10 protein-coding genes are annotated in these 12221 nt (G+C 55.6%); 5 read left to right on the top strand and 5 right to left on the bottom strand.

Features of this window, described 5'->3' with window-relative positions; genetic code table 11:
• Nucleotides 1-14 precede the first annotated feature (14 nt).
• From NST96_RS22090 to NST96_RS22080, 3 genes are all read right to left on the bottom strand, one after another.
• Complete coding sequence (locus NST96_RS22090) at nt 15-1544, bottom strand: aldehyde dehydrogenase family protein (RefSeq protein ID WP_003392330.1); 1530 nt, start codon at nt 1542-1544, stop codon at nt 15-17.
• Nucleotides 1545-1549: 5 nt separating this feature from the next.
• The gene (locus NST96_RS22085) at nt 1550-2176 is read right to left on the bottom strand and encodes a TetR/AcrR family transcriptional regulator (protein ID WP_024983074.1); all 627 of its coding nucleotides are present in this window, start codon (nt 2174-2176) and stop codon (nt 1550-1552) included.
• 185 nt (nt 2177-2361) lie between these two features.
• Entirely contained in the window at nt 2362-3396 is a 1035-nt protein-coding gene (locus NST96_RS22080) for a M23 family metallopeptidase (RefSeq protein ID WP_003392327.1), read from the bottom strand.
• A 151-nt stretch (nt 3397-3547) separates the two neighbouring features.
• On the opposite strand from NST96_RS22080, the gene larC reads away from it, so the two are divergent.
• Together larC and NST96_RS22070 are read left to right on the top strand one after the other, a co-directional pair.
• On the top strand, nt 3548-4681 hold the full coding sequence (larC, locus tag NST96_RS22075; protein WP_243013786.1) for a nickel insertion protein: 1134 nt from the start codon (nt 3548-3550) through the stop codon (nt 4679-4681).
• 91 nt (nt 4682-4772) lie between these two features.
• Nucleotides 4773-5330: a DJ-1/PfpI family protein gene (locus tag NST96_RS22070; protein WP_003392322.1), complete on the top strand. Its 558-nt coding sequence runs from the start codon at nt 4773-4775 to the stop codon at nt 5328-5330.
• Between the two features lie 123 nt (nt 5331-5453).
• Here the strand turns inward: NST96_RS22070 and NST96_RS22065 are convergent, their stop codons facing one another.
• Nucleotides 5454-6380 carry a LarC family nickel insertion protein gene (locus tag NST96_RS22065; protein ID WP_342404624.1) on the bottom strand — a complete coding sequence of 309 codons (927 nt, stop codon included), beginning with the start codon at nt 6378-6380 and terminating at the stop codon, nt 5454-5456.
• A 137-nt stretch (nt 6381-6517) separates the two neighbouring features.
• On the opposite strand from NST96_RS22065, the gene NST96_RS22060 reads away from it, so the two are divergent.
• Together NST96_RS22060 and NST96_RS22055 are read left to right on the top strand one after the other, a co-directional pair.
• Entirely contained in the window at nt 6518-7651 is a 1134-nt protein-coding gene (locus NST96_RS22060; protein WP_342404623.1) for a DNA repair exonuclease, read from the top strand.
• Nucleotides 7648-9867 (top strand): AAA family ATPase, encoded by a 2220-nt coding sequence (locus NST96_RS22055; RefSeq protein ID WP_342404621.1) that lies wholly within the window; start codon nt 7648-7650, stop codon nt 9865-9867. Before NST96_RS22060 ends, NST96_RS22055 begins: the two co-directional genes overlap by 4 nt.
• A gap of 72 nt (nt 9868-9939) precedes the next feature.
• Here the strand turns inward: NST96_RS22055 and NST96_RS22050 are convergent, their stop codons facing one another.
• Nucleotides 9940-11142, bottom strand: a complete 1203-nt coding sequence (locus tag NST96_RS22050) for a TIGR00300 family protein (RefSeq protein WP_342404618.1) — start codon at nt 11140-11142, stop codon at nt 9940-9942.
• Between the two features lie 169 nt (nt 11143-11311).
• Here NST96_RS22050 and lipA point away from each other — a divergent pair, with 169 nt between their 5' ends.
• Nucleotides 11312-12199 carry a lipoyl synthase gene (gene lipA, locus NST96_RS22045; protein ID WP_024983080.1) on the top strand — a complete coding sequence of 296 codons (888 nt, stop codon included), beginning with the start codon at nt 11312-11314 and terminating at the stop codon, nt 12197-12199.
• Nucleotides 12200-12221 lie beyond the last annotated feature (22 nt).

The raw sequence follows: 12221 nt of genomic DNA, 5'->3' as shown, positions 1-12221 counted from the left end.
GGTTTTGCGGCAAGCTAAAACAGACGTTTCCACTCTCGCCAGGCAGCAAGCAGATTTCGGCTGTTCCAGGTTTGTCCCTTGCCAAACAACGTCTTGGTCAAGCCGACAAACAGCGTCTGCTGCTCCTCCGTATACGGGTACCAGTTGATCTCGCGTTTCTTCTTCCCGGGGTCGTGGATGATCGAGACAGCATGGGTAAAGGCTTGCAAGCCTTCAGGGCCGCGATAGCGCCCGATGCCGCTCTGTTTGACACCGCCGAACGGAAGGTTGGGATTGGCGAAGCTGATAATGACGTCGTTGATGCAGACATTGCCGCTCTCGAGCTGGAGTGCGACTCTTTTTGCCTTTGCTTTGTTCTGTGACCAGACGGAGGCGTTCAAGCCGTAGGGCGTATCATTGGCGAGACGAATCGCCTCTTCCTCTGTGGAAAAGGTCATGATGGGCAGGATCGGGCCAAATGTCTCCTCCCGCATGATTTTCATCTCATGGGTTACGCCGGTCAGTATTGTAGGTGGCAAAAACATGCCGTCCTCGGAAAAGCTCCCGCCGAGCTCTGCAATCGCCCCTTTGGCCAGCGCCTCTTCGACATGCTGCCGAACGATGCCAATCTGCTGCGGCGAGGTCATCGAGCCGACTTCGGCCTGATCGGGAAAACCGTGACGCAGGGCTGCTGTTTTTTCTTTGACCAGGCGAAGGAATTCCGGGTAGACGCGTTCATGCACGTAGACGCGCTCAACAGACATGCAAACCTGCCCGGAGTTGGTAAAGGCACCCCAAACAGCGCCGTTTGCCGCCCGTTCGAGATGGGCGTCCTCCAGCACGATCATCGGGTCTTTGCCGCCGAGCTCCAATTCTACCGGGATCAAATGCTCCGCAGCCTGTGCCATGATCTTTTTCCCTGTGGCTACCGAACCAGTGAAAAAGATTTTGTCCGGCCGCGCCGCCACCAGCGCTTGCCCGACTTGTCTGCCTCCGTGCAGCACCTGGACGATGTGCTGCGGGGCAGGGACAGCCTGAAACAGCTCCTCGATCAGCACACCGACCCCGGGAGTTATCTCGGAAGGCTTCAAAATGACGGTATTCCCCGCAATCAGTGCCGAGAGAACCGGAACGACAGACAGTTGAAACGGATAGTTCCAGGGAGAGATGACGGCGACAACGCCCATCGGCTGGTAGTGAATAGACGACTTCTTCGGAGAGAGGGCGATCGGCGTCGGCACTTTGCGGGGTGCCAGCATGCGCTCCGCGTTTTTTTCATAGAAGCGGATGGTGTCTGCGGTCACGAAAATCTCGGTCATGTACGCTTCCAATGCCACTTTGCCGGTCGCCTCACTGATTTTTTTCGCCAGTTCTTCGCCATGCTCCACCAAATAATGGCGGAGGTTGCGAAGGTAGTGAACCCGCGCGGAAACAGGCGTGCTGCCCCAATGACCAAATGCCAGTCTGGCCCGTTCCATGGCCTTGTGAACCTCTTCAGGGGAGTTTTCCTGCAGTGTCCCCATCACTTCTCCGGTAGCCGGATTGCGCAGTGTGAGAGTGCCCATTTGCTTCACCTCGTCTTATGGGAGTCGAAAAGCATAGCCAGCAGCCGGGACAAGTCGCTGTCCAGTTTGGCGATCATTCGGTCTGCTTGCTCTGGTTCCATCAGCAGGGCCTGGAAGAACATGCCGTCCAGCGCAGTGTAGAGGAGATGTACCCATTCCTGGGATGGCGGCGGGGTGTTCTGCCCTTTTTCAGAAAGCAGTTTTTCCAGCATCCGCGAGATCAGGGTGTAAAGCCGTTCGCGAATCTCTCGGACAGGCTGGCGGAAGGCGTCGACGTACATGGCCTGCACCTGTAAGTCGTACCAGAGACGGTGGAGGTTGCGGTCTTCTGTCATAACCTTGCGCAAAAGCGAAGACAGGCGCGTCTGCCACCCGGTGACAGGACCCAAGATGAGATCTTCCTCCAGCTCTTGTAAAAAACGTTCCTTGTAACCGGAAATAACGGAGAGCAGCAGGTCTTCCTTGCTGGCAAAGTAATAGTGCAATATCCCGAGAGAGACTCCCGATTCTCGGGCGATATCCCGAAGCGAGACAGAGGCGTAGCCTTTTTCGGCGAGACATCGAGTCGCCTGTTCGATCAGATGGGCCCGCTTTGCTTCTGCTTTGGCCTGTGCACGGGGAGAACGAGTCATCAGATATGCACCAACTTTTTTGGACGAACGTCCAGTTTTTCTATCTTGATTGTATGTAGGGGAAATGTCCGTGTCAATGGTAAAAGGAAAGTTTGGAAAACGGAGGAACCAACCAATCGAACAAGCTGTGTCTGCATACTGGCAAGCAGCCAAAAGACGCGGGAGAGCAATTCCCGCGCTCATCTTCACCGCTTTTTCTTTTTGCTGTACATCTGCCGCTCCCATCGCTTCAAGTAAGGATACGGATCGAACGCCCACTCATTGCTCCCCGTGTCACTGTACATGCCGTAGTGCAGGTGGGGCGGAAACTTGCCGGAGGTGCCAGGTTTTCCATAGCCGGAGCTGCCGACGTACCCGATCACTTCTCCCGGCTCCACGATATCGCCCGGTTTCAAACCCTTTTTAAACGAAGAAAGGTGGGCGAAATAGTGATAGACGTTGCCGATGTCTCGCATGCCGATCCGCCATCCGCCGTAGCGGTTCCAACCGACGACTTCAATTACTCCATAGCCTGTGCTTAGCACCGGCGTGCCGTATCCGGCGAAGATGTCCGTTCCCTCGTGGATACGTCTGCCTCCCCAGCCGCGGGGATCGCCCCATGTACTGCGATAGCTGTATGTGTAGCGTTTCGGGATGGGAAAATGGTGGTCATCCAGATCAAGCCGCTGAAATTTCTCGAAGACAGAAGCAAACTGGTCGATCGTTTTAACGGCCCTGTCGCGTTTGTAATACGACCAGAGCCCGATCTTCCAATCCTCGCGGGTAAAGCCGTATCGAGACAGAAACAGGGTCATCGTAGTCAGCACGTCGACATCATTTTCCCTGTCTGCTCTGCCGTCCCCATCTCCATCCACACCCAGTCCGCCGAAAAATTGGATGGAAGCGGGAGTGGCATCCCGGTCGTCCGGGTTCAATGGTCCGCCCCACAAGGCAGGAGGAATCTCAATGGCTGTCAAGCGCTGGGGAGCTTGCTGCCGGTTGTCTTTTTGCCTTGAGCGTTTGTTGATGGAACGCTCGTACTGATCCACCGCCGCCAGATATGACCAGGGAATGCCGTATACGGATTCAAAGCGCTGAAACAGCGCCAGTCGTTCCTGATAGATGGGATCTCCTGAAGTAGCCGCCGGGACGGACAAAGCTGCCTGTGAAACAGGAGGCCATGAACACAAGGTTAAGAGTACGCACAAACTGATTTGCATCATCAGGCGAAACGTAGTCATGCCCGTCTCCCTCCAGCAGTATTCTCCTTTGTAGGTTCTGCCAGCACACTGTGATTATCCGAGATAGTTTTTGCCAGTCCCGGGAGCCAGAATGGGCCAACCCCGGGTTTTGGTGTATGATCGTATCAGAAGACAGAACGGAGGAAACTGGATGCAGACGATGATGATAAGAGGCGATCAGCCGCTGTTTTTCCACAAATTGCGTGGTCCGCTGCTGCGGTTGTGGGAGAAGGCCGGGATTGATTCTCTGGAGCAGGTGGAAGGTGCAGCGTGCAGCGGACTTGCAGGACGGGTTCGGGCGGAAGCAGAAAATCAGGAGGCCCGGCTGGGAGTTGCAAACCAGAAGGTCCGTCCGGGAGCTGCAAATCAAAATCAGGCGGTCCAGCCGCATAAGACGCATTTCGAGGCTTTTTTGCAGCGTGCCGAGAACTTTCGCACCACATGCCCACCCGACGTATGGCAAAAGGAAACGGAGGCGTTGCGACAGCTATGGACCGTGATAGAGCCGGAAGCGTGCAGAAAAAATGTGCAAATCCTCGTTCAGCCTTTGGTGATTCCGGCCAGATTGCCGGTAGCCGCTCTGCCCTTGCTGGATGGATGGAACGTACATGAGGACCCGCACATTCCGCCAGAACAGTTTTCTCCGCTTGTGCTGCTGTGGCTGCAGGAGACCGGGGCAAAACCGATCGGGACGATCAGCGGCAAGATAAAGCGCGTGGAGGCCGGAGATGGAGTGGCTGTCTTCTTTGCCGATATGAACGACCCTGCCGGCTGTGCAGAATCACGGACGGGCATTCCCGTGGTCCATGAATACCGCGATCACGGCGTTGAACATATTGACGAAGGGATGTTCCTCCTGCAGGCCAATCTGGACGACAGCAGTCCGGAATGGATGGCCCACGCCATGGAGCGTTTGCTTGAGGCGGGAGCCAACGATGTCCACTTTCTTCCGGTTACGATGAAAAAAAGCAGGCCGGGCGTATTGGTGCAGGTCTTGTGCTACCAGAGCAGACTGGAAGAACTTAAATCTGTCTTGTTTCAGGAGACAACCACCTTCGGTATCAGGTATTTCCCCGTGGCCTGCCATCGGCTGGCAAGACAGTTCGCAACCGTGAAAACACAATGGGGCGAGGTTCCCGTAAAAATCGGGCTGCACCGCGGAAAACAGGTACAGTGTTCACCGGAGTATGCCGTTTGTGCTCAATTGGCGAAAGAAGCCGGCATCCCGGTGAAGCAGGTGCATCAAGAGGCGCTTTCGCTTGCCCTTGCGATGAAAGTACGCTGACGCGTGATGCTGCCAGCAGGAGTTCATCGGTCCGTGAAGAAATGGGTAGAGAGAGGTTTTTTCCTCAAAAATCCAGCGGGGAGGCTGTACTATGAGCAAAAAGGTGCTGATTGTAACCGGTGACGCGGTGGAAGCTTTGGAGATCTTTTACCCCTATTATCGCTGCCTGGAGGAGGGGCTGGAGGCCGTCATCGCTTCGCCTGCCAAAAAGACGCTGCACACGGTCTGCCACGATTTCGAAGCCCACAGTGAAACCTATACGGAAAAGCCTGCTTATCAACTGGCCTCGCATGTGGCTTTTGCGGATGTAAATCCGGAGGAATACGACGGCCTGATCATTCCGGGGGGCCGTGCCCCTGAATATATCCGGCTGAACGAGCATTTGAAACCGATCCTGACTCACTTTTTTGAGGCAAACAAGCCTGTGGCCGCCATTTGTCACGGTTCGCAGGTGCTGGCGCTCGTAGGCGAGCACGTTCGCGACCGCGAGATGACTGCCTACCAGGCATGCCGCCCAGATGTAGAAGCGTGCGGAGCCATTTATCGCACGGAACCTCTGCACGTTCACAATAACCTCGTGTCAGCCCACGCATGGCCTGACCTTCCGGGATTCATGCGTGAATTCCTGCGCCTGCTCCGCGAGGCTTGATCGGAAGCTTGTGCATCCGTGGGCCTGCCTCATGCAGAGCAGTGGCAGCAGACATGAAAAAGCCTTGTCCTGATTTTGCGGACAAGGCTTTTTTGCTTCCGGATGTCTCGGACTTAAATGAGATCACATAGTGCCGACCAGCACCCGCAGTACGTTAGGCTGATCGGGAAGATCGCGGGTCCCTGCCCCGTAGCCGATGGCGTCCACGGTCATCGCCGGAAGCGGCCCGAACTGCTTGACCAAGGCGGCCGCAACCCCTGCTCCGGTCGGAGTAGTCAGCTCTTTTTGTATGTCTGTTTGGCGAAGCGGAATTCCTTTCAGCATTTCCATCGTCGCGGGTGCAGGGACCGGGTACAGGCCATGGTCACAGCGGACGTAGCCGTTTCCGGTCGGAACAGGGCCGCTGTACAACTGATCAATGTCCAGGTCTTCCAAAGCCAGGGCGATGCCGACGACGTCGACGATTGAATCCAGCGCCCCTACTTCATGAAAATGAACCGTATCTACCGGCACATTGTGAATTTTGGCTTCGGCAATGGCGATTTTCTCGAAGATCGCTTGCGCTCGGGCGGTCACACGCGGTGAGAAGTCAGCCTCGTCGATCATCGCAGAAATTTCTTTGTACCTGCGGTGATGATGATGTCCGTGATCATGGCTGTGATCGTGCTCGTGGTGGTGATGTCCGTGATCATGGCTGTGATCGTGCTCGTGGTGGTGATGTCCGTGATCATGACTGTGGTCGTGCCCGTGATGGTGGTGATGGTCGTGGTCATGGTCGTGGTCATGACAGTGATCGTGATGATGTCCGACGTTTAGCACCGGCAATGTTTTCAGCGCTTTGAGCTTCTCCAGCTCTTCATCGATCACATCCAGCTTTAGCGAGCTGACCCCTTTTTTCACCACCGTCTTCCACTCCATGCGGAAATTCCCCAGCGGCAGCTTGCGCAGTTCACGTTCAATCGTTTCGCGGTTCGCACCCGCATCGACCAGTGCAGCGAGCAGCATGTCGCCGCTAATTCCCGAAAAACAGTCCAAATAGGCAATACGCACAGCAATCGCTCCTTTTATCCGGTACTCTTTTCCTGTATCATAAAAGGGAAAATATGTTCGTGTATGAGACAGGGGAATCTGCTGACCAAAGTGTACCATTTCCTCCAGCAGTCTGTCATGCCAAGGAGTGAGTTTTCATGTTGTCGTTTATTCATATAGCTGACGTCCACCTGGACGCGCCGATCCGTGCCATGTCCGTTTCTTATGAGCTGAGGCAGGACGACTTTCGGCGGACGATGCGGACGGTTCGGGATCTCGTGTTGGAAAAGCGGGCAGATGTTTGGCTGATCGCCGGTGACCTCATGGAGCTGCATGGCGGGAGAAGAACCACGGCGATTTTTTTGCGTGATCTGTTTGCCAGCGTGGCTCCTACACCGGTCTGTATCGCTCCGGGGAATCACGACCCGTGGCGGGCCGATTCCTTTTACCAGTCGTTGGAGTGGCCGGGAAACGTGTACTGGTTTACGCCGGAGTGGGGGGCTTTCGAATTTCCCGAAAAGTCTTGCGTCGTCTACGGATGGGGCTTTCCCCAGCCGCATGTGTACGAGTCGCCGTTGGCGGAATTCCCCGGAAAGCTGCCTGGCTACCGGCACCATCTGATGGTTTTGCACGCCAGTGTGGTCAACGGGGGAGGCGAGGAGCATCATCCGTACGCACCGGTAACCATAGAGCAGCTCGCAGAAACGGGAATGGATTACATTGCGCTCGGACATATCCACAAGCCTGCGCGCTTCGCTCATCCGGTACATAGACGGACGTTTGCCGCATACCCGGGTTCTCCCGAAGGCTTGTCTGTCAAAGAAAGCGGGCCCCGTCACGTCCTGTACGGCGAACTGAATGAAGCGGGCGAGCTATTGCTTGAGGAGCTCCCGGTCCAAACGCGAATGATCGTGAGACGGGAGATCGATATACAAGGGGCGGAAACGGTCGATCAAGTCGCCGACATACTGGAAAGCGGGCTGGCCGATGTGCAGGACGGGCAAATTTTGGACATCACCTTGACAGGGAACAGGCCCGTACATTTTACGCCAGTTACAGATGTGCTCGAAAAGCGCTTTTCCCGCTTTTTTGCCATCCGCATCGCAGACCGGACGAGACCGGACCTGGATGCGGGCAAGCTGATCGCCGAGGGCGGCATCTGGGGACGCTGGCTGCAGCGTCTCGCCGAAGAGGAAGCGGCTGCGGCCGCGTCTTCCGATGAACAGCGCCAGGCAGTGGCTCGCATGGCCATGAAAATAGCGCTGGAGCGGATCGGAGGAATGATCGGATGAAGATTCACGAGCTATCGATCAAAGGCTTTGGCAAATGGCGCGGAGCCGATTTTCGCTTCGCCCCGGGACTGAATGTATTTGCCGCTCCCAACGAAGCGGGAAAATCTACGCTGCTTCAGGCGATATTTGCTTCGCTGTACGGGCTGAAGCGGGATTATGTTCGTTCCGCCCGGTATTTGCCCGAGTACGACAAATACTTCCCGTGGCATTCGGGCAGCTACGAGCTTAGCGTTCTCTACGAGGTAGACGGCAGGCGCTATCGGCTTCACCGCCGTCTGGAAAAGGAAAGGGAACAGGCTCAGGTTTTTCTCGACCCCGACTGGACAGAGGTAACGCACCTGTACCAGGAAGACCGGCGCAAAGAACGAAACTTTCTTGAGCTCCATCTCGGCTTGACACGCAGCTTGTTTACTGACCTGACCTGGATCAGGAGAAGTCCGCTGGAAGCTTCGGAATACCTCCTGCCTTCGCTGTTTGGCACGAGCGAAGCTGATCCGGCGGTAAACAGAATGCTGGCAGCCCTGGACAAGGAATTGACGCTGATCGGAAAAAAGGAACGGGCGGAAAATACGCTGCTTGGCAAGGCAGGAGCGCTGGTCGCGCAAAGAGAACAGGAGCTGGCCGAAGCGGAAGCCGGCTGGGCAGCCGTTCAAACATTGACGCAGCAGATCGCCCACTGGGAGAAGGCAAAGCAGGAAATGGAGCGGACCCGGGAGCGGATGCGGCAGCGGCTTCTCGTCCTGCAAAAGGAGGAGCAGGCTTGGCAAAGGAGATGGCAGGACAGCTACAGGGAGCCTGATGAGGAAGGCTGGCCGCAGTGGGAAGCGACAGCCCGCACAGAAGAAGAGCGTGCGCTGCATCGCCAGGTTCAGTCAGTTTTGGCTGCCCAGGGGGATTGGGGTGAAGCTGAACAAGACAAAGGAAATGCGGACGTACCTGAAAGCGATGCTTTGGAAAAGCTGGAAGCGGCTTACCGGCAGGCATTGGAATTGCGGAAGGAGCGAGACGAGTACAAGGAGCAAGCCGACCGGTTGGCTGAAGCGGCGCTTAGGACCGCTCCGAGCCGTGTGGGCCGGGGGAAAGAGAAGCGGACCGGAAAAGTCCGTCTGTGGTGGACAAGCTGTCTGGCGAGTCTGGTCGTCGCCGCATTATTTCTGCTTGCGGGCAACGCTCCGGTCGGCTGGATCGCTGCAGGAATCTCAGCTGCATGTGCCCTTGCGGCTGCAGCCGCGAATCGGGGACAGACAAGGCAGAGAGAAAATTGTGCCGCCGGCAACGAGCACGAATGGCAAGCCTGGCAGGACAAGGCTGCCCGCTGCGACCAGGAGCTGCAGCAGCTTTTGCAAAAGTGGAATGCCGCTGACTGGGATGCCTTCCTGATCATGAGGGAGGAGCGGAAAAACCGCGTGCAAGACAGACAAGCGAGTCTGGCAGCGCAAGAGTGGAAACGCCAGGAGGAGAGAGCCCGCCTGATAAAAGAGTGGGGAGAAGCTTTGCGGGCACTGCTGGAACAAGAAAAGGCAGTACGCGAGCAGGAACGGACAACCCTTGAGCGCGAGGCCAAAGAGCTGGATCGGGAGCTCCTCGCTATTCGGGAGCGCATCGCCAGGGCATCGGGAGAGCTGGGCCAGCAGGATGAAGTCTCACTGGCAAAAGTACGCGGGGATTACGAGGAGGCGGTCGAGGGGCTGCGCCAACTGCAATTGAACCGGGAAGCGCTCACTCTCGCCAGGGATACGCTGCAGCAGACTTTACACGAATGGAACAAAGAGCTGTCACCCGCGGTCAATCGGATTGCCTCCGACATCATGGCCCAAATGACCGGAGGCAAATATGAGGAAGTCAGGCTGGACCCCCAGGAGAAATTTGGCATAAAGGTCTGGGACAAGCCGCACCAGCGAATTGTCGAGCATGATTGCTGCTCTTCGGGAACGCAGGACCAGCTTTACTTTGCCCAGCGACTGGCGCTTCACAGGCATGTCAGCCAACAGACGGAGCCGCTGCCCCTGTTTTTGGACGACCATTTTGTCCATTACGATCCGGAAAGGCTGGAGCGAGCCCTCCATACGGTCATGCGGCTGGCTGAGGAATATCAGATTTTTTTGTTTACCTGCACAGATCGGGAGAGCAAGCTGTTGCAGCCGCTTCTGCAGGGATCAGACCGCCACTGCCTGCATTCCTTGAGGGAAACGGCCAGCAGCGAGACGCAAATATAGGAAAGATACAAAAATCCTCCAGACAGGAAAAGGTCCTTTCTGGAGGATTTTACATGTATTGTATTTTTTACTTCAGCTTAATTCCTTGTCCAGCATCGTCAGGAACAAGCCGACATCGGTTACGACGCCGACGGTTTGGGCGGAACCGCGGTCCATCAGCTTGGTGACAACGGCAGGGTTGATATCCACACAGACGGTTTTTATCCAGCTCGGCATCATATTGCCTGTTCCGATCGCATGCAGCATCGTAGACAGCATGACGACCATTTCCGCGTCGGCGACCTGATCCGCGTATCGGGCCTGCGCTTCGATCAGGTCCATCAAGGTGTCCGGAAGCGGACCGTCATCGCGGATGGAACCGGCCAGCACGAAGGGCACCTGGTGTTTGACACACTCGTACATGATTCCGCTTTTCAAGGTTTGATCCGCTACCGCTTCCGCGATGGAGCCGGAACGATTGATCGCATTGATCGCCCGCATGTGGTTTTTGTGCCCGCCGCGGACCACTGATCCGGTGTCCAGGTTGACGCCGAGGGACGTCCCGAACAGCGCTCTTTCAATATCGTGCACGGCGAGTGCATTCCCCGAGAGCAGTGCATTTACATAGCCTTTGCGAATCATGTTCTGAAAAGCTTCCTGCCCGCCAGTGTGAATGACGACGGGACCGGCGACGAACACAATGCGACCGTTGCGTTTGCGAATGTCCCGCATTTCTTCTGCCAACTGCTTGACGATGACTTCGACACGGCGCTCCGAGCTTACTTCATTGTTCATGAAAGAAAATTCGGAGGAGCGTTCCTCTGTCGGTTGCAGGACGAGACGAACTCCGTTGCTGCCGCAAATGACATGATCGTCCTTTTTAATATCGCGCAGCTTGACGCAGTGAACCTCTTCGCCCTTGACCACAAGACAGGCATCCATCCGCTGATGCTTGGCCCGGACCCATTTGCCGTTCAGAAACACTTCGGTGGCATGATTGGTGGTAGAGTAAAAATCGTCAGGCACCACCTTGTCCTTTTCCGCCAGTTTGATCGTTGGAGCCTCTTCCCCGGTAGGAATCGTACAGCCGAGGTTGATCAGCTCGTTTAAAATCAGCTCGAGCTTGTCTTCCGGCAGGTTAAGAGCGATCTTGGCGACTGATTCGTCGTCTACCTGATCGCCTACGGATAATTCCAAAACGCGGTAACGCCCGTTGTACTGTACGACAGAAGCGTCGATTTGCTTGAGAATGTTATCGCGGATAATGTGTCCGCGCACCTCGATGACACGTTCCATGGTTGCTCCCTCCCCATTGTTGTCAGTATTGGTTCTTCTTAGTATATCGGTTGGAGGGACCGGCTAAAAGAGGATGCTGATAAACGGATAATTATACAGGTGTTGCCCCATTCCAGAGCAAACTCTATAATGAATGGAGAGACCCAAGTCCAATGAGGAGTGAGCCCTAATGTCGCAACGCAAGCCGGAGTGGCTCAAGATCAACCTTGTATCAGGAAAAGAACTGGCCAACTTCAGAGAATTAAAGCAAACGATGCGCAGTCAGACGCTACATACAGTATGTGAAGAGGCGAAATGCCCCAACATCCACGAGTGCTGGGCCAATCGAACCGCCACTTTTATGATTTTGGGCGATATATGTACGCGTGCTTGTCGATTCTGTGCGGTAAAAACGGGGCTGCCCACTGAGCTTGATCTGGCAGAACCGGAACGCGTTGCGGAGGCCTCGGAGCAAATGGGCTTGAAGCATGTCGTCGTAACTTCTGTTGCCCGTGACGACCTGGCAGACGGAGGAGCAACTGTTTTTGCAGAAACGATTCGCGCTATTCGCCGGCGCTTGCCACTTGCTACCGTAGAAGTGCTGATCCCTGATTTTATGGGGAACTGGGATGCGCTCAAGGTAGTGATGGATGCCCGTCCGGACGTCCTGAACCACAACATTGAGGCAGTTCGCCGCATGTCCGACCGAGTCAGAGCCCGGGCGAAGTACGACCGTACGCTGGAGCTTTTGAAAAAGGCAAAGGAATTTCAGCCTGACATTCCGACCAAGTCCAGCCTGATGATCGGTGTAGGCGAAACGTTCGAAGAAATCATAGAGACGATGGATGACCTGCGCAGCGTCGATGTCAACATCATGACGATCGGTCAATACCTGCAGCCGACTAAAAAGCACCTTTCTGTTGAAAAGTACTACCACCCTGACGAGTTCGTCCGCTTGAAAGAGGAGGGCATGCGTCGCGGATTTTCCCATGTGGAAGCAGGGCCGCTGGTACGCAGCTCCTACCATGCTCATGAACAGGCGAATGCAGCCAAAGCGACAATTGCACAAGCGCAATGATAAAAGAACCCCTATGCGAGCA

Origin of the sequence: Brevibacillus sp. FSL K6-2834 (genome assembly GCF_038592925.1) — a bacterium.
In the GTDB taxonomy this organism is placed as follows: Bacteria; Bacillota; Bacilli; order Brevibacillales; family Brevibacillaceae; genus Brevibacillus; species Brevibacillus borstelensis.
Note: the sequence above shows the minus strand (reverse complement) of the source record. Positions and strands in the feature narration are given on the sequence as shown.

Bases quoted from the DNA above. Each gene is read 5' to 3' on its own strand.
- NST96_RS22050 (WP_342404618.1), bottom strand. From the start codon at position 11,142: ATGGAACGTGTCATCGAGGTGCGCGGACACATTATCCGCGATAACATT.
- NST96_RS22055 (WP_342404621.1), top strand. From the start codon at position 7,648: ATGAAGATTCACGAGCTATCGATCAAAGGCTTTGGCAAATGGCGCGGA.
- NST96_RS22090 (WP_003392330.1), bottom strand. From the start codon at position 1,544: ATGGGCACTCTCACACTGCGCAATCCGGCTACCGGAGAAGTGATGGGG.
- NST96_RS22070 (WP_003392322.1), top strand. From the start codon at position 4,773: ATGAGCAAAAAGGTGCTGATTGTAACCGGTGACGCGGTGGAAGCTTTG.
- NST96_RS22080 (WP_003392327.1), bottom strand. From the start codon at position 3,396: ATGACTACGTTTCGCCTGATGATGCAAATCAGTTTGTGCGTACTCTTA.
- NST96_RS22060 (WP_342404623.1), top strand. From the start codon at position 6,518: ATGTTGTCGTTTATTCATATAGCTGACGTCCACCTGGACGCGCCGATC.
- NST96_RS22085 (WP_024983074.1), bottom strand. From the start codon at position 2,176: ATGACTCGTTCTCCCCGTGCACAGGCCAAAGCAGAAGCAAAGCGGGCC.
- larC (WP_243013786.1), top strand. From the start codon at position 3,548: ATGCAGACGATGATGATAAGAGGCGATCAGCCGCTGTTTTTCCACAAA.
- lipA (WP_024983080.1), top strand. From the start codon at position 11,312: ATGTCGCAACGCAAGCCGGAGTGGCTCAAGATCAACCTTGTATCAGGA.